This window comes from Streptomyces sp. 549 (assembly GCF_030124175.1).
Classification (GTDB): domain Bacteria; phylum Actinomycetota; class Actinomycetes; order Streptomycetales; family Streptomycetaceae; genus Streptomyces.
Genome location: NZ_JASKMT010000002.1, coordinates 165,897 through 183,079 on the forward strand (window position 1 = coordinate 165,897; position 17,183 = coordinate 183,079).

Genomic DNA, 17,183 nt, shown 5'->3' on the forward strand with positions numbered 1-17,183 from the left:
GATGATCAGGCGATGTGACGTAGAAGCACGCTGACTCCCCCTGGCGGAAACCTCTCGGTGGGCTATTGTTCTCGCAATGAAGGATCCGGGCAGCGCCGCCCCCGGGTCCTTTTGCGCTTTCAGGCAGCGTCCAGAAGCAGTGCCGCCATGAGTCCTCGATGGGACCGAGGAAGGAACTCGCCGTCATGAGCTCGCTACTCCTCCTGACCAACGCACTTCAGCCGTCCACCGAAGTCCTTCCAGCTCTCGGGCTGCTCCTGCACAACGTTCGGGTCGCCCCGGCCGAGGGCCCGGCGCTGGTGAACACACCGGGTGCGGACGTCATCCTCGTCGACGGCCGCCGTGACCTGCCACAGGTCCGCTCGCTGTGCCAGCTGCTGCGCTCCACCGGCCCCGGCTGCCCGCTGATGCTGATCGTCACCGAGGGCGGCCTGGCGGCCGTCACCGCGGACTGGGGGGTGGACGACGTCCTCCTCGACACCGCGGGACCCGCCGAGGTGGAGGCCCGCCTGCGGCTGGCCACCGGCAGGCAGCAGCTGTCCGTCGACGACAGCCCCATGGAGATCCGCAACGGCGACCTCTCCGTGGACGAGGCCACCTACAGCGCCAAGCTCAAGGGCCGGGTCCTCGACCTGACCTTCAAGGAGTTCGAGCTGCTGAAGTACCTGGCGCAGCACCCGGGCCGGGTCTTCACGCGCGCCCAGCTGCTCCAGGAGGTGTGGGGCTACGACTACTTCGGCGGCACCCGCACGGTGGACGTGCACGTGCGACGGCTGCGCGCCAAGCTCGGCCCCGAGCACGAGTCGCTGATCGGCACCGTGCGCAACGTCGGCTACCGCTTCGTCAGCCCGGAGAAGCCCGAGAAGACCGCCGAGGAGAAGAGCGCCTCGGCCCAGGCGAAGGCCGTCACCGACGCCGCGGCGGACGTGGCGCGGGCCGCGGCCGAGGGCTCCCCGGACGCCGCTGCCGCCGCTGCTGCCGCCGCCTCCCGGCGCCTGCACGGCTGACCCCTCGCGCCGGACCGCACGTGCGACCGTCAGGGTGTGACTGTCGGATCAACGGGTGCGGTCCGGCGGGTCACCCCGCGTAGACTGCCTCCGTGGCCAAGGTGACGCGGGACGATGTGGCAAGGCTGGCGGGTACGTCGACCGCGGTGGTCAGCTATGTGATCAACAACGGACCGCGCCCCGTCGCCCCGGCGACCCGGGAACGGGTGCTCGCGGCGATCAAGGAGCTGGGCTACCGCCCGGACCGGGTCGCCCAGGCGATGGCCTCCCGGCGCACCGACCTCATAGGCATGATCATCCCCGACGCCCGGCAGCCCTTCTTCGGCGAGATGGCCCACGCCGTCGAGCAGGCCGCGGCCGAGCGCGGGAAGATGGTCCTGGTCGGCAACTCCGACTACCTCGACGAGCGCGAGGTCCACTACCTGCGGGCCTTCCTCGGCATGCGGGTCGCCGGTCTGATCCTGGTCAGCCAGGGCCCCAGCGAGCACGCCGCCGCCGAGATCGAGGCCTGGGACGCCCGGGTGGTGCTGCTGCACCGGCGGCCCGACGCGATCGACGACGTCGCGGTGGTCACCGACGACGTGGGCGGCGCCCAGCTCGCCACCCGCCACCTGCTGGAACACGGCCACCCCTATGTGGCCTGCCTGGGCGGGGTGGAGTCCACGCCGGTGATCGGCGACCCGGTCACCGACCACGTGCGGGGCTGGCGGCGGGCCATGAAGGAGGCCGGGCGGCCCACCGAGGGCCGGCTCTTCCAGGCCCCCTACAACCGCTACGACGCCTACCAGGTGGCGCTGGGGCTGCTGGCCGGCCCCGACCGCCCGCCCGCGATCATCTGCGCCACCGACGACCAGGCCATCGGCGTGCTGCGTGCCGCCCGCGAGCTGCGCGTCGACGTGCCCGGCGAACTCGCGGTGGCCGGGTTCGACGACGTCAAGGAGGCGGCGCTGACCGATCCGCCGCTGACCACGGTCTCCTCCGACCGCCCGGCGATGGCCCGCGCCGCCGTGGACCTGGTGCTCGACGACGGTCTGCGCCTCGCCGGGAGCCGCCGCGAGCGGCTCAAGCAGTTCCCGTCGGCGCTGGTCGTGCGCCGCTCCTGCGGCTGCGGCTGACGCCCCGCGCGGCGGCGCGCCCACCGCACGCCGCCCGCCACCTTCGCGGCCCGGTTTTTTGCGGTGTTGCTCTCAGCGGGCACTCAGGAAGTTCTCATCCGCGGTGGCGACAGTGCCGTCATGAACGAGAACACCTCCTCCCCGATCCCGCCCGTTCCCGGCCCCGGCCCCGTGCCGCCGAGTCCGCAGCACGCACCCGGCGCGCACCCGTACGACACGACCGCGCACACCGCACAGCTGCCGTACGGCTCCTACGCCGCCTTCCCGCAGGGCCCGCAGGCCGCCTTCCCGCAGGCCGCCTTCCCGCAGGACCCGCAGCCGCCGCAGGCCGGTGACGCGCACGCCGCGGCCGGTCACCCGGGCGGTGCGCACCGGCGGCGGGCCCGGCGGCCGGTGGCGGTGCTGGCCGCGGTGGCGCTGGCGGCCGGTGCGATCGGCGGCGGCACCGGGGCACTGCTGGGCACCGCCTGGGGCGGCGGCAGCGCGCCCACCGCGCTGTCGGCGGGCACCAACGGCACCAACGTCAGCACCGGTGGCACGGTCGCCTCGGTCGCCAAGAACGTCAGCCCCAGCGTCGTCGAGATCAGCACCGGCAGCTCGACCGGTTCCGGGGTGGTCATCTCCGCCGACGGCGAGATCCTGACCAACAACCACGTCGTCTCCGGGGCGGACCGCGTCCAGGTGCGCTTCAGTGACGGCAGCACCGCCGACGCCACCGTGGTCGGCACCGACGCCGACCTCGACATGGCGCTCATCAAGGCCGAAGGCGTCAGCGGTCTGACGCCCGCGAAGCTCGGCGACTCCGACAAGGTGCAGGTCGGCGACCAGGTCGTGGCGATCGGCTCGCCCGAGGGACTGACCGGGTCGGTCACCAGCGGCATCATCTCCGCGAAGGACCGCGACGTCACCGTCCGCAAGGAGAGCACGCCGCAGCAGGGGCAGGAGCAGCACTGGCCGTTCCGGTTCGGCGACGGCGAGTACAACGGCGAGGTGGGCTCGCAGACGACCACCTACAAGGCCCTGCAGACCGACGCCTCGCTCAACCCGGGCAACTCCGGCGGCGCGCTGCTCAACATGAACGGCGAGGTCGTCGGCATCAACTCGGCCATGCACAGCGCCGCGTCGAACCAGTCGGAGGCGGGCAGCATCGGGCTGGGCTTCGCGGTCCCGATCAACGACGTGAAGCAGATCCTGGATGACCTGCGCGCCGGAGACTGACCCGGGTGGCACACTCGCCCCCATGAGTGTGCTGATCGTCGACGACGAACCGGCGGTGCGCGCGGCGCTGCGGCGCAGTCTCGCCTTCGAGGGCTACGAGACCGAGGAGGCCGTGGACGGCCTCGACGCGCTGGCCCGGGTCGAGGCCCGGCCGCCGGAACTGATCGTGCTCGACGTGCAGATGCCCCGGATGGACGGCCTCACCGCCGCCCGGCGGCTGCGGGCGCGGGGCGTGACGCTGCCCATCCTGATGCTGACCGCGCGCGACACCGTCGGGGACCGCGTCACCGGTCTGGACGCGGGCGCCGACGACTACCTGGTGAAGCCGTTCGAGCTGGACGAGCTGCTGGCCCGGGTCCGCGCCCTGCTGCGCCGCAGCTCCTACGCCCGGCCCGCCGAGGAGGACGAGGGGCAGGTGCTGGCCTTCGCGGACCTGCGGATGGACCCGGTCACCCGCGAGGTGACCCGCGGCAGCCGCCGGGTGGAACTCACCCGCACCGAGTACACGCTGCTGGAGCTGCTGCTCCAGCACCCCCGGCAGGTGCTGACCCGCGAGCAGATCCTCCAGGCGGTGTGGGGCTTCGACTTCGAGCCGTCGTCGAACTCACTGGACGTGTACGTGATGTACCTGCGGCGCAAGACGGAGACGGGCGGCGAGCCGCGTCTGGTGCAGACGGTGCGCGGCGTGGGGTACGTGCTGCGGGAGCACGGGTGAACCCCGGCGGTCCGCAGCCCCGCACGTCCGCTCAGCCGGGAGAGGCCGCCCGGCCGCGTCCGGCCGGCCCGGCGCGGCTGCCGCTGCGGGCGCGGTTGGCGCTGCTGACGGCGGTGGCGGTGGCCGTGGCGGTGGCGGCCTGCGCGTCGGCGGCCTGGTTCCTGGTGCGCGGCCAGTTGCTGGACTCGCTCGACGAGGCGCTGCGCACCAACCGGGTGCCGGCCTCCCTCGTCGTGCAGCAGATCAACGCCGGCCAGTGCACGGCGGTGCCCTCGGAGCAGCGTGAGGCGACGCCGAACCCGTTCGACTCCACCGTGCAGATCGTCGACCGCAACGGCACCAGCTGCATCGTGTTCGGGCAGCAGCCGCTGGCGGTCGGCACGCAGGACGTGGCGGTGGCCCGCGGCCTGGAGCAGGAGTCGATCCGCCGGGTGCGGGCGGCCGACGGCACGGAGTACCGGGCGCTGACCCGGCCGTTGGAGGGCACCGACGCCGCGGTCACGGTGGCGCGTCCGCTGGACGAGGTCAACGACGCGCTGGACACGCTGGCGCTCGTGCTGGGCCTGGTCGCGGCGGCGGGGGTGCTGGGCGCGGCGGGCGCCGGGGTGGCGCTGGCCCGCGCCGGTCTGCGGCCGGTGGACCGGCTCGCGCAGGCCGTGGAGCACGTGGCGCGGACCGAGGACCTGGCGGTGCGCATCCCGGTCTCCGGGGACGACGAGATCGCGCGGCTGTCCCGGTCGTTCAACATGATGACCGAGGCGCTGGCGGCCTCCCGCGAGGTGCAGCAGCAGCTGATCGCGGACGCGGGCCACGAGTTGCGGACGCCGTTGACGTCGATGCGCATGAACATCGACCTGCTGGTGCGCAGCGAGGAGAGCGGCCGGGCGCTGCCGCCCGGCGAGCGGGCCGAGCTGCTGGCCTCGGTGCGCTCGCAGATGGCCGAACTCGGCGCGCTCATCGGGGATCTGCAGGAGCTGTCCCGTCCCGACCAGGTGCCGGGGCAGGGGCAGTGGGACATCGTGCCGCTGCACGAGGTGACCGAGCGGGCCGTCGCCCGTGCGCGGCTGCGCGGCACCGGCATCACCGTCGAGGCGGACCTGTCGTCCTGGTACGTGCGCGCGGAACCGGCCGCGCTCGAACGCGCGGTGGTCAACCTGCTGGACAACGCGGTGAAGTTCAGCCCGTCGGGCGGCACGGTCGAGGTGGCGCTGGACGGCGGTGAGCTGCGGGTGCGGGATCGCGGGCCTGGCATCGCGGAGGAGGAACTGCCCCGCGTCTTCGATCGGTTCTGGCGGTCGCCGGCCGCCCGCAGCCTGCCCGGGTCCGGGCTGGGGCTGGCGATCGTGGCCCGGACGGTGGCACGGGCGGGCGGGGAGGTGGAGCTGCGTCCGGCGGACGGCGGCGGCACGCTGGCCGTGGTCCGGCTGCCCGGAGCCGCGGTGCCGCCCCCGGCCCAGCCGGCTCCGGAAGGGCCGGTGCTTGAAGGGCCGGTGCTGGAAGGGCCGGTGCTGGAAGGGCCGGCGCCCGGTCAGCCGGCGGCGGACTCCAGGCGGGGCGGCCCGGCAGGGGCGGACTCCGCAGGAACGGGGCCGACGGGTTCTGCGGGTGCGACGGACGGCGAGCCGCCTGCGCGCACGTAAGGAGAGCACCGCCGGGTTGGCGATGGCCGGCAGCAGGTGCTGCCACAGCTCGGTGACCCGCTCGGGCAGGTCGGGGCGCCGGGCCACCCGGACGGCCTTTCGCGGCGCGATCCGCACCCACTTCTGCCCGCACGCGGCCGGCTCCGTGCGGCAGGCGGGATCACTGGCGGATATGTTGGCGAGAACCTGACGCCACTTGGCAGAAACGTGTGAATTCCGCTCCTTTTGCTGGGTGCATTTCCGTGCCAAAGGTGCGCACTCATGCGAATGTGCGCCGGGTGGAATCGTCATGGACCTCGTGTGTGTCCACTCGTATCTCGGTTTCACCTGCTGGAGTCATTCCGCCCGGCGGTTCCGGTTCCGGGATGGCCGCGGCACGGTCGGGGCGTGCGCAGGGGGTGGAGATCAGGCCCGGTGACACCGTGTTCGTGACCGGTGACGCCGGCGGCACCGGCTCTCTGGCCGGGCAGTTCGCCGGTTGGGCGGCGCCCGGTCCGCTCACACGGCGTTGACTTCAACTCTGGTTGAAGTTCTAGCGTGACGCGCATCAGCCTCCGGTCCGCCCCGAGCCGGGCCCTGCGCATCAGGAGATGAGCGGATGACGAAGCACCACCCCACCCCGAAGGCCCGTTCGACGGGCGGCAGCCCTGCGGTCCTCGCCGTCTTGCTGCTCGCCTCCACCCTGACCGTCATGGCCGGCGCGATCATCGCGCCGGTGCTGGAGGTGATCCGGGGCGACCTGGGTCTCAGCGGCACCGCGGCCGGATTCATCATCACCACCCACGGCCTCACCATCGCGCTCGCCAGCCCGCTGGTGGGACGGCTCATCGACCGGGTCGGGGTCCGCACCCCGCTCGTGGCCGGCCTGGTGCTCTACGGGGTGGCGGGCGCCTCCGGCGCCTTCATCGACTCCTACGCCGGACTGCTGCTCAGCCGGATGGCCTTCGGGCTCGCCGCCGCCGCCGTGTTCGCCGGCACCACCGTGGCCATGCTGGCGCTCTACCGGGGCGCGCAGCGCGACCGGTTGATGGGCTGGCGCTCCACTGCGATGAGCATGGGCGGCATCGTCTGGCCGCTGCTCGGCGGCGTGGTCGGCGGCCTGTCCTGGCACGCGCCGTTCCTCATCTACGCGGTCGGCATCCCGTTGGGCCTCGCCGCCTGGTTGATCCTGCCCCGCACCGACGCCGCCGCCGCGTCTGAAGCACCGGCTGAGGCACCCGCCGAAGCCACTGCCGGCGACGCGGCGGACTCCGGCCGTGCCGAGCCTGCCGACCGCGCCGGCAGCGGCAGCATCCTCGGGCTGCTGCGCCGCAGCCCCGCGCTGCTCGGCCACTACGCCCTGCTGGTCATCTCCTCCGTGCTGCTGTACGCGCTCGCCATCTTCATGCCCATCCGGCTCGGCGAGGTCGGCGTCAATGAGCCCTTCCTGGTGGCGCTGGTCAGCATGGCCAGCACGATCGCCATGAGCCTCATCGGCCTCCTCTACGGCCGGGTGCGCTCCCACCTCGGTTACGCGGCCCTGCTGCGCACCTCGGCGGCGCTGTGGCTGGGCGCCTTCCTCATCCTGGGCTTCACCGACAGCGCGGTGGTGATGGCGGCGGCCATGGGGCTGTTCGGACTCGGCCTGGGCATCCTGATGCCCGCCGTCACCGTGCTCATCTCCGACAGCGCGCCCGCCGACCAGCAGGGCCGGGCGGTCGCCCTCTCCGGCACGGCCAGCTTCGCCGGCCAGTTCGCCTCACCACTGCTGCTGGGCCCGGTCGTCGACGCGACCTCCACCAAGACCGGGTATCTGGGAGCTGCGGGACTGGCCGCCGCCGTCCTGCTCGTGCTGCTGCTCGTCCGCGTCACCACGCCGGTCGAGGAGCACGAGGAGAACGGGCGCGGGGAGCACGAGGAGAACGGGCGCGGGGAGCATGAGGAGAACGGGCCGGGCGAGCAGGGCGGGCAGGACCCGGACGGCGCCCGGTCCCGTTCCGCAGCCGAGCGGTCCTGACGTCCCGTCCGGCACCGCCCCACCGGCCGCGACCGCGCCGTCCGCCGCTGTTCCTCCGGGTCTCAGTGGCCGGTCAGGTGGCGGGGGCCGGGGCCCTCCTCGGCGACGACGTCCTTGGGGTTGGCCAGGGCGCAGCGGTCCAGCGACAGGCAGCCGCAGCCTATGCAGCCGGTGAGGTTGTCCCGCAGCTCCTGGAGCTGGGTGATGCGGGTGTTGAGGTCGTTCTGCCAGCACTCCGAGACCCGCGCCCAGTCCTCACGGTTGGGGGTGCGGCTCTCCGGTAGGAGTTCCAGGACGGCGCGGATCTTCTCCAGCGAGATGCCGACCCGCTGCGACGCCCGGATGAACGCCACCCGGCGCAGCGTGTCGCGGCTGTAGCGGCGCTGGTTGCCGGTGGTGCGGCGGCTCTGGATCAGGCCGTTGCGTTCGTAGAAGCGGAGCGCCGAGGTGCTGACGCCGCTGCGTTCGGCGGTCTCGCCGACGGTGAGTTCACGAGTCTTCCAGGACACGGGAGTCATGTTCCCAGACCAACCGGACCTGAAGTTTTGTTTAAGTGACTCCGCGGCGCCCGGTGGGAAGTCCGTCCGTGGGGATTCACGGTGGGAAGTCCGCATTCGTGAACACGAAGGGTTCAGGCCATCCAGGGGCTGTGCCCGGCAGGGCTTCTCCCTCCAGGCACCCCCCGTGTACGGAAGGCTCGCCATCTCCGCTGTTCTCTGCGAGGACCTGGAGGCGCGGCGCCCACCGCTCCCTCGTCGACCTGGGCCCCGGCGAGATCGTGCCGCAGGACGACGGGCACGGCTTCCACGTCCTCGACCCCGAGGGCAACTCGGTCCACCTCGTGGACCACTGAACCGGCACTCCGAACCGGCCTCCCCGACCGGCGCCTTGCCGGCGTCCGAGCCCACGGCCGTACCTCCGGCGTGACCGCTTGACTTCAACCCAGGTTCAACTAGCAGCCTGGTCCCACCAGCCCGGGGAACCCCTCCCCACCCGTTGCGACAAGGAGTTCCGCCATGACTGACAGCCCGCTGCGTCTCGCCGTGATCATCGGAAGTGTCCGGGACGGCCGTTTCGGGCCGACCGTGGCCCACTGGTTCGCCCAGCAGGCCCGTGAGTACGGCCGGTTCGAGGTGGACGTGATCGACCTCGTGGACCTGCCGCTGCCGCTGGTGATGCCGAGCTGGGGAGGCGACACCGACCCGGCCGCGGCCCGCGTGGAGAAGGAACTGTCCCAACGCCTGGGCGCCGCCGACGCGTTCGCGGTCGTGACGCCGGAGTACAACCACAGTTTCCCCGCCGCGCTGAAGAACACCATCGACTGGTTCCGGGAGGAGTGGCAGGCCAAGCCGGTGGGTCTGGTCTCCTACGGCGGCCAGGGCGGCGGTATCCGCGCCGCCGAGCAACTGCGGCAGGTCTTCCCCGAGATGCACGCGGTGACGGTCCGGGACGCGCTCAGCTTCCACAGTGCGTGGGACGTCTTCGGCGAGGACGGGCAGCCGGTGGACGCCGAGGGTGCGGCGGGCGCCGCCAAGGGCATGCTCGGCCAGATCGACTGGTGGGGCACCGTGCTGCGGCAGGGCCGCGCGCTGCGCCCCTACGGCAGCTGATCCGCTCGTCGGCGGCACCACTCCACAGGCCCGTACCGGGTGGCTGACGCCTCCGCCGCCCGGTACGCGGAACGGCCCGGTAGCCCCGTTCACGGGGCTACCGGGCCGTTCTTCTGCGTTGCGGCCGTGCCGCCGCACGGCCGTGCCGCTGTCGCTGCGTGCGCCCGGGGTCAGCGCACGACGGTGATGCGGTCCGCCGCCGGGGCCTTGAAGGGCTCCTGCGCCGAGGAGTTGGCCTTCAGGTAGGACTCAAGGGTCTCCCGGTCGACCGCGCCCACGTAGGGGTTGGTGCCCTGGGCGAAGGTCGGGAAGCCGTCCCCGCCGCTCGCCAGGAACGAGTTCATGGCGACCCGGTAGGTGCGGTCGGCGACCAGCGGCTCACCGTTCAGGCGGACGGAGTCGGCGACGATCCGGTCCGCACCCGAACGGGTGAGGTCGAGGGTGTAGGTGAAGCCGTCGGAGACCTGGAGGATCTTCGGGGTGGCCTCGTTCGGCCCGCTGACCTGCTCGCGCAGGATCTGCAGCAGCTGCGCGCCGGTCAGGTCGGCGAAGTTGACCGTGTTGGAGAACGGCTGCACCGCGAAGCCCTCGGCGTAGGTGACCACGCCGTCGCCCTCGTTGCCGGAGGCCTTGTACACCAGGTCGGTGCGGATGCCGCCGGGGTTCATCAGCGCCAGCTCCACAGAGCCGTCCGTCGCCTTGCCGTAGGCCAGTTGGGCGTCGGCGATCAGGTCGCCGAGCGGCGACTCCGGCACGGTGCGGTCGGCTTTGATGTCCTCCGCGATCCAGCCGATCGGGCGGGACGCGACGGGTGCCGCCAGGTCCTGCCAGAAGCCCAGCAGCCGGGTGAGGTCCTTGGCCTTGGGGCGGTCGCGGTGCACGACGCGGTTGGCGCCCTCGACCGAGGTGCGCACGATGTCCTTGGTCTTGCGGTCGTACGCCATGGTCAGCTCGGTGAACAGCCGGCCGTTGGACGCCGCCGACGTCACCAGCCGGTCGTTGCCCTTCGGGTCGGGCACCGTGCACACGTACGCCTGGTGGGTGTGGCCGGTGACCAGCGCGTCCACGCCCGCGTCGGTACGCCGGGCGATGTCCACGATCGGGCCCGACAGGCCGCCGCCGGTGCTGCAGTCGTGGTTGTAGGCCTGCGAGGGCGGGTAGCCGCCCTCGTGGACCAGCGCCACGACGGCGTTCACGCCCTTCTTCTTCAGTTCCTTGGTGTACTTGTTCAGCGTCTCCGCCTCGTCGAGGAACGTCAGGCCCTCGATGCCGCCGGGGGAGACGATGTCCTTGGTGCCCTCCAGGGTCACGCCGACGAAGCCGACCTTGACGCCCTTGAGCTTCTTCACCGTGTACGGCGCGAGCAGCGGCTTCTTCGTCTTGGAGTCCACCACGTTGGCGGCCAGGATCGGGAAGTCGGCGCCCTTGAACTTGCGCTTGTCGGCGTAGCAGCCGTCCACCGGGTGGCAGCCGCCGCGCTGCTTGCGCAGCAGCTCCTTCGCGCCCTCGTCGAACTCGTGGTTGCCCACGCCGACCACGTCCATGCCGAGGGTGTTCAGCGCCTCGATGGTGGGCTCGTCGTGGAACAGGCCGGACAGCAGCGGGCTCGCGCCGACCATGTCGCCGGCCGCGACCGTCACCGAGCGCGACTCGCCCTTGCGGGCCTCGCGCAGTGCCGTCGCCAGGTACTCGACGCCGCCGGCGGTGATCTGCTCGGTGGTGCCGTCGTGGTGCTCGTGCGTCACCTGGCCACCGGAACCGGTGGGCGGTTCCAGGGCGCCGTGGAAGTCGTTGAGGGCCAGTACCTGGAGGTCCACGGTCCGGCTGCTCTTGCTCTGGCCGGGGGACTTCTCCGGGGCGGCCTGCGCGGTCGGTACGGCCGCGGCGGCGAGTGCGGCGAACGTCGCGAGGCCGGCCGCGGCGGCGGTCAGCGCGCGTCCGGAACGGCGGCGCGCGGCCGGCTTCGGGGAGTCGTGCATGTATGTCCCCTTTTATGAGGGTGAGTTGACAGGGGTCGGTCAGACGGCAGCCTAAGGTCAACGCGCGTAGCGTGTCAGGAGGGCTGCGGTAACCAACAGGTTTCGACTCGGGGCGGCACCGCTCTCCCGTCGCCTCCCGGGCCGTCCCACGCGGCGCGCGCCGCCCGCGCGGGACTGGCGTGCCCGCCCCACGCGTGGTGCGCACCGGCCGTCGTAGGCTCTGCGCATGACTGACGTGGCAGTGGTGGACCAGGTGTCGGACGAGGCCGCGGGCGAGGTGCTGGCGCTCGTGGCGCGGGCGGCCCGCGCGGACGGGCAGTCCCCGGTGTCCGAGCAGGGACGGCTGCACCTGCGCGGCGGGAAGCGGGTGGGTGTCACCCACTTCCTGGTCAGGTCCGGCGGCACCCTCGTCGGCTACGGCCAACTGGAGGACACCGACCCGGTCGAGGCGCCCGCCGCCGAACTGGTCGTCGACCCCGCGCAGCGCGGCCAGGGCCACGGCCGGGCGCTCGGCCAGGCGATGCTGGAGTCGTCCGGGCAGCGCCTGCGCGCCTGGGCACACGGCGGCCACGCCGCCGCCCGGCACCTGGCGCAGATGCTCGGCCTGACGCTGTTCCGCGAACTGCGCCAGATGCGCATGCCGCTGTCCGCCGACGCCCTGCCGGAGCCGGTGCTGCCGCCGGACGTCGCAGTGCGCACCTTCCGCCCCGGTGCGGACGACGAGGACTGGCTGGCCGCCAACGCGGCGGCCTTCGCCCACCACCCCGAGCAGGGCTCGCTGACCCTGGAGGACCTGCGGGCCCGCGTCGCCGAGCCGTGGTTCGACCCGGCCGGCTTCTTCCTCGCGTTCCGCGACGGCCGCCTGGTCGGCTTCCACTGGACGAAGGTGCACGCCGAGGAAGGCCTGGGCGAGGTCTACGTGGTCGGCGTGGTGCCCGGCGCGCAGGGCGGCGGGCTGGGCCGGGCGCTCACCCTCACCGGCCTGCGCCACCTGGCCGCCGACCGGCGCACGCCGACCGCCATGCTCTACGTGGACGCCGACAACGCCCCGGCCGTCTCCGTGTACGAGCGCCTCGGCTTCCGCACCCACGAGGTCGACCTGATGTACCGCACCGAGGGCTGATCCGAAGGCTGATCCGAGCCCGGCGTGCCGCGCCGGGCCCGCGCCGGGCGGCGGTCGCCCGGGTGGCGGGCGGCCATCCGGGGGAAGGGTGCGGCTCGCCTCCCGGACATGTCTGCGTAACCGCTCATTCAGACACGCTTGCGAGCATCGCGGAATGCAGCCCGCCGTGCCCGACCGCCCGTTCCACCTCGCCCCGGGGGCCGTGCCACCCGCCGACGGGCCCGGTGCGTCCGGTGCGCGGAACAATGGGTCCATGAGCCAGTCAGCCCGCCAGTCAGCCAAGCCGCAGCCGGCCCGCCGAGGGACCGCAGCCTCCGCCGTTTCCGCCGATCAGGCGCCCGCCGCACTCGGCTCGATCGACGCCTCCCGCCCGCAGGCCGCCACCGTCCCCGCCGTCGACCTCGACGCCGAGCTGGACGCGGACCCGGACGCCTACGGCGGCGGGGACGACGACCTGCCGCAGGGCCGCTTCCTGGACCGCGAACGCAGCTGGCTGGCGTTCAACGAGCGGGTCCTGGAACTCGCCGAGGACCCGTCCACCCCGCTGCTGGAACGCGCCAACTTCCTGGCCATCTTCGCCAGCAACCTCGACGAGTTCTTCATGGTCCGCGTCGCCGGCCTCAAGCGCCGGATAGCCACCGGCGTCGCCACCCGTTCGGCCTCCGGCCTCCAGCCGCGCGAGGTGCTCGACCTCATCAGGACCCGCTCCCGAGAGCTGATGGCCCGGCACGCCGCCTGCTACCAGCACGACGTCGCAACGGCGCTCGGCGAGGAGGGCATCCACCTCATCCGCTGGGCCGACCTCACCGAGAAGGAGCAGGCCCGCCTCTTCACCCTGTTCCGCCACCAGATCTACCCCGTGCTCACCCCGCTGGCCGTCGACCCGGCGCACCCCTTCCCGTACATCTCCGGACTGTCCCTCAACCTGGCCGTCGTGGTCCGCAACCCCGTCAGCGGCCACCACCACTTCGCCCGGGTCAAGGTGCCGCCGCTGCTCTCCCGCTTCCTGGAGGCGTCCCCGCAGCGCTACGTGCCGCTGGAGGACGTGATCGCCGCCCACCTGGAGGAGCTGTTCCCCGGCATGGAGGTGCTCGCCCACCACATGTTCCGGGTGACCCGCAACGAGGACCTCGAAGTCGAGGAGGACGACGCGGAGAACCTGCTCCAGGCACTGGAGAAGGAGCTGATGCGGCGACGCTTCGGCCCGCCGGTCCGCCTGGAGGTCGAGGAGACCATCGACCCCTACGTGCTGGACCTCCTGGTCCGCGAGCTGAAGGTGGTCGACGCCGAGGTCTACCCGCTGCCCGGACCGCTGGACCTCAGCGGCCTGGCCGGCATCGTCGGCGCCATGGACCGGCCCGAGCTGAAGTACCCCAAGTTCGTCGCCGGCACCCACCGCGACCTGGCCGAGGTGGAGTCCGCTTCCGCCCCCGACGTGTTCGCCGCGCTGCGCGAACGCGACGTGCTGCTGCACCACCCCTACGACTCGTTCTCCACCTCCGTGCAGGCGTTCCTGGAACAGGCCGCCGCCGACCCGGACGTGCTCGCCATCAAGCAGACGCTCTACCGCACCTCCGGCGACTCCCCGATAGTGGACGCCCTGATCGACGCGGCCGAGTCCGGCAAGCAGGTCCTCGTGCTCGTCGAGATCAAGGCCCGCTTCGACGAGCAGGCCAACATCAAGTGGGCCCGCAAGCTGGAGGAGTCCGGCTGCCACGTCGTCTACGGCCTCGTCGGCCTCAAGACGCACTGCAAGCTGTCCCTGGTCGTGCGCCAGGAAGGCGAGCACCTGCGGCGCTACGCCCACGTCGGCACCGGCAACTACCACCCCAAGACGGCCCGCCTCTACGAGGACTTCGGCCTGCTCACCGCCGACCCGCAGGTCGGCGCCGACCTGTCGGACCTGTTCAACCGGCTCTCCGGCTACTCCCGCCGGGAGACCTACCGCCGCCTGCTCGTCGCCCCCCGCTCGCTGCGCGACGGCCTGGTCTCCCGCATCACCAAGGAGATCACCCACCACCGCGCCGGCCGGCCCGCGTTCGTCCGCTTCAAGGTCAACTCCATCGTCGACGAGACCGTCATCGACGCCCTCTACCGTGCCTCGCAGGCCGGTGTGCCGGTCGACGTGTGGGTGCGCGGCATCTGCGCCCTGCGGCCAGGAGTGGCCGGGCTCAGCGAGAACATCCGGGTCCGCAGCGTGCTCGGGCGGTTCCTTGAGCACTCCCGGGTGTTCACCTTCGGCGGCGGCGGCGAACCGGAGGTGTGGTTCGGCAGCGCCGACCTCATGCACCGCAACCTCGACCGCCGCATCGAGGCACTCGTGCGGGTCGCCGACCCCGGCCACCGCGCGTCACTCGACAAGCTGCTGCAGACCGGCATGTCCGAGTCCACCGCGTCCTGGCACCTCGGCCCGGACGGCGAGTGGACCCGGCACGCCGTCGACGCCGAGGGCCAGCCGCTGCGCAACGTCCAGGAAATGCTCATCGACGCCCGGAGGCGCCGGCGTGGCCCCACGACATGATGCGACGGTCGACTCCACCGGGTCCCCGCCGGGCGCGCAGCGCCCCCGGGTCCCACCGGCCGCCGCCCCCGGCTCGCAGCGCCTGACCGCCGGGGCCGCCGGTGACGCCGGGGCGGCCGAATGGGCCGTTGCCGGGGCCGTCTCGGGGGCCTCCGCCGGGGAGGTGCTCGCCGGCTACCTGCACACGCAGGCCGCGGAGCTGCTACGGGCCCTGCGGCAGCACCACGAGACCGCGGGCAGCGCCGACACCGCCGCCGAGGCCGCCGAAGCCGTGCGGCAGCTGCGCCGCTCGGCCCGCAGGATCAGCGGCTCCCTGTACACCTTCCAGCCGCTGCTGGACGCCGAGTGGGCCGACCGGCTCGGCGCCGAACTGGACTGGCTCTCCGGCGTCCTGGCTCTGGAGCACGCCTGCGCCGCCCGGCTGGAACGCCTGCTCGGCGCGTTGCGCCGCCTCTCCGCACCCGCCCCGCAGCCCGGCGCCCGCACCGAGGAGCGACCCGGCATCGGGGCCGCCCGGGCTGGCGCGCTGCTGGAACGCCGCCTCAACCTCTCCCGCACCCGCGCCCACTCGGCCGCCCTGCAGGCGCTCGGCTCGGCCCGCTTCCACGCGGTCGCCGACGCGGTGGCCGTACTCGCCTCGGAAGCCCCGCTCGACCCGGCCGTCACCGACCGGCCCGCAGTGCCGGTGCTGGGTCCCGCCGCCGAGCAGGCCCGCCACCGCCTGGCCGAGGCCGTCGAGGCACTGCCCTGCGACCCCGGCGCGCTCGACCACACACTGACCTCGGGCGAGAGCCGCGACGACGCCGCCTGGCACCGGGTGCGCCGCCTCGCCCGCCTCGCCCGGTACGCGCAGGAGGTCCTGGGCGAGGACCCCTCGCGGCTGGCCGCCGCGGGCCACCATCTCGACCGGTACCGGGACGCCGCGGAGGCGGCAGCGGCGGCAGCCGCCGCCGGTCACACCCCGCGCATCGCGCCCGCCACCGCCTACGCTCTGGGCGTGCTGCACGCCGACCAGCGGCATGCCGTCGACCTGGCCCGCCGCGCCTTCTGCCGCAGCTGGCACCCCCGCAGAGAGGCCCGCCATGACTGACCCCGCTCCTGCACCCGCCGCCGACCCGTCCCCGACGCCCGCCGCCGGCCCGTCCCCGGCACTGGCCGCCGACCCGTCAGTCGCCCCCGCCTCCGACCGTGCCGCCCGGCGCGGGCACGGCGGCGTGGTGCGCGCGGCCGGGTGCGTGCTGTGGCGGCGTGCGCCGCAGGCGGAGGTCCGTGCCACGGAGGGCGGCACGGAGGGCGGCACGGTGGGGGTCGATGCGGTGGGGGTGGAGGTCGACGGGGGCGAGGCGGTGGAGATCGGCGCGGTGGAGATCGCGCTGGTGCACCGTCCGCGCTACGACGACTGGTCCCACCCCAAGGGCAAGCTGGAACGCGGTGAGTCCCCGGCGGACGCGGCGGTCCGCGAGGTGCTGGAGGAGACCGGCCTGCACTGCCGGCTCGGCGCCCCGCTGCCGGGCACGCGCTACCGGGTGGGCGGACGGCCCAAGGAGGTCAGTTACTGGGCGGCCGAAGCCGTCGGCGGGCGGTTCGAGCCCAACGACGAGGTGGACCGCCTGCTGTGGCTGCCGCCCGGGGCAGCCCGCGAACGCCTCTCCCACTCTCACGACCGCTCGCTCGTCGACGCCGCCCTGGACACGCTGCGTACCGTCTGAACTGGCCTTTTCGTTGCCTTGAGCGGCTGCTTGTCAACTTTCCTCCCCGGGGTGTATATAAGAAGCAGAGGGCGTCACCGACACCGTCATACGAAAGGAGATGACCGTGATGCTCATGCGCACCGACCCCTTCCGCGAGCTCGACCGGCTCACCCAGGAGTTCACCGGGACCCGGTCCCGTCCGCTCGGCCTGCCGATGGACGCCTACCGCTCCGGCGACGAGTTCGTCATCCACCTGGACCTCCCGGGCGTAGACCCGGACACCGTCGAGCTCGACGTCGAGCGCAACGTGCTGACCGTGCACGCCGAACGCGTCTGGCCCGGCCCGCAGGACGCCGAGCGCATCGTCGCCGAGCGCCCCACCGGCCGCTTCAGCCGGCAGCTCTTCCTCGGCGACACCCTGGACACCGACCGGATCAGCGCCTCCTGCGAAGCCGGCGTGCTGACCCTGCGCGTCCCGGTCGCCGAACAGGCCAAGCCGCGCCGCATCTCCATCGACAGCGACGGCTCCGGCGGCGCCAGGCAGATCGCCGGCTGACTGCCCGTTCGC

The 17,183-nt window shown here is 73.1% G+C and carries 14 protein-coding genes; 12 read left to right on the forward strand and 2 right to left on the reverse strand.

Annotated features, from left to right (window positions below; translation table 11 throughout):
* Positions 1-185: 185 nt before the first annotated feature.
* The 6 genes from QNO07_RS02890 to QNO07_RS02915 all read left to right on the forward strand — a co-directional run bounded on the left by QNO07_RS02890 (position 186) and on the right by QNO07_RS02915 (position 7,691).
* Entirely contained in the window at positions 186-1,007 is an 822-nt protein-coding gene (locus tag QNO07_RS02890) for a response regulator transcription factor (RefSeq protein ID WP_283989781.1), read from the forward strand.
* A gap of 92 nt (positions 1,008-1,099) precedes the next feature.
* A complete protein-coding gene (locus tag QNO07_RS02895) occupies positions 1,100-2,122 on the forward strand; it encodes a LacI family DNA-binding transcriptional regulator (protein ID WP_283989782.1) in 1,023 nt (340 codons plus the stop codon).
* Positions 2,123-2,242: 120 nt separating this feature from the next.
* The gene (locus QNO07_RS02900; RefSeq protein WP_283989783.1) at positions 2,243-3,340 is read left to right on the forward strand and encodes a S1C family serine protease; all 1,098 of its coding nucleotides are present in this window, start codon (positions 2,243-2,245) and stop codon (positions 3,338-3,340) included.
* A complete protein-coding gene (locus QNO07_RS02905) occupies positions 3,318-4,055 on the forward strand; it encodes a response regulator transcription factor (RefSeq protein ID WP_502961759.1) in 738 nt (245 codons plus the stop codon). Before QNO07_RS02900 ends, QNO07_RS02905 begins: the two co-directional genes overlap by 23 nt.
* Positions 4,052-5,695, forward strand: a complete 1,644-nt coding sequence (locus QNO07_RS02910) for a sensor histidine kinase (protein ID WP_502961760.1) — start codon at positions 4,052-4,054, stop codon at positions 5,693-5,695. The genes QNO07_RS02905 and QNO07_RS02910 overlap by 4 nt, the downstream gene beginning before the upstream one ends.
* A 598-nt stretch (positions 5,696-6,293) precedes the next feature.
* On the forward strand, positions 6,294-7,691 hold the full coding sequence (locus tag QNO07_RS02915) for an MFS transporter (RefSeq protein ID WP_283989785.1): 1,398 nt from the start codon (positions 6,294-6,296) through the stop codon (positions 7,689-7,691).
* A 62-nt stretch (positions 7,692-7,753) separates the two neighbouring features.
* Here the strand turns inward: QNO07_RS02915 and soxR are convergent, their stop codons facing one another.
* Positions 7,754-8,209: a redox-sensitive transcriptional activator SoxR gene (soxR, locus tag QNO07_RS02920; RefSeq protein WP_283989786.1), complete on the reverse strand. Its 456-nt coding sequence runs from the start codon at positions 8,207-8,209 to the stop codon at positions 7,754-7,756.
* Positions 8,210-8,707: 498 nt separating this feature from the next.
* Between soxR and QNO07_RS02925 the strand changes: the two genes are divergently transcribed.
* On the forward strand, positions 8,708-9,301 hold the full coding sequence (locus tag QNO07_RS02925; RefSeq protein ID WP_283989787.1) for an NADPH-dependent FMN reductase: 594 nt from the start codon (positions 8,708-8,710) through the stop codon (positions 9,299-9,301).
* A gap of 170 nt (positions 9,302-9,471) precedes the next feature.
* Here QNO07_RS02925 and QNO07_RS02930 read toward each other — a convergent pair whose 3' ends face one another.
* Positions 9,472-11,280 (reverse strand): bifunctional metallophosphatase/5'-nucleotidase, encoded by a 1,809-nt coding sequence (locus tag QNO07_RS02930; RefSeq protein ID WP_283989788.1) that lies wholly within the window; start codon positions 11,278-11,280, stop codon positions 9,472-9,474.
* 226 nt (positions 11,281-11,506) lie between these two features.
* Here QNO07_RS02930 and mshD point away from each other — a divergent pair, with 226 nt between their 5' ends.
* The 5 genes from mshD (at position 11,507) to QNO07_RS02955 (ending at position 17,171) form a co-directional block, all read left to right on the forward strand.
* Entirely contained in the window at positions 11,507-12,403 is an 897-nt protein-coding gene (mshD, locus tag QNO07_RS02935) for a mycothiol synthase (RefSeq protein ID WP_283989789.1), read from the forward strand.
* Between the two features lie 253 nt (positions 12,404-12,656).
* Positions 12,657-14,924 (forward strand): RNA degradosome polyphosphate kinase, encoded by a 2,268-nt coding sequence (locus tag QNO07_RS02940; protein WP_283989790.1) that lies wholly within the window; start codon positions 12,657-12,659, stop codon positions 14,922-14,924.
* Complete coding sequence (locus QNO07_RS02945; RefSeq protein ID WP_502961761.1) at positions 14,908-16,014, forward strand: CHAD domain-containing protein; 1,107 nt, start codon at positions 14,908-14,910, stop codon at positions 16,012-16,014. Before QNO07_RS02940 ends, QNO07_RS02945 begins: the two co-directional genes overlap by 17 nt.
* A gap of 61 nt (positions 16,015-16,075) precedes the next feature.
* On the forward strand, positions 16,076-16,633 hold the full coding sequence (locus QNO07_RS02950) for an NUDIX hydrolase (protein WP_502961770.1): 558 nt from the start codon (positions 16,076-16,078) through the stop codon (positions 16,631-16,633).
* A gap of 109 nt (positions 16,634-16,742) precedes the next feature.
* A complete protein-coding gene (locus QNO07_RS02955) occupies positions 16,743-17,171 on the forward strand; it encodes an Hsp20/alpha crystallin family protein (protein ID WP_283990056.1) in 429 nt (142 codons plus the stop codon).
* Positions 17,172-17,183: the final 12 nt, after the last annotated feature.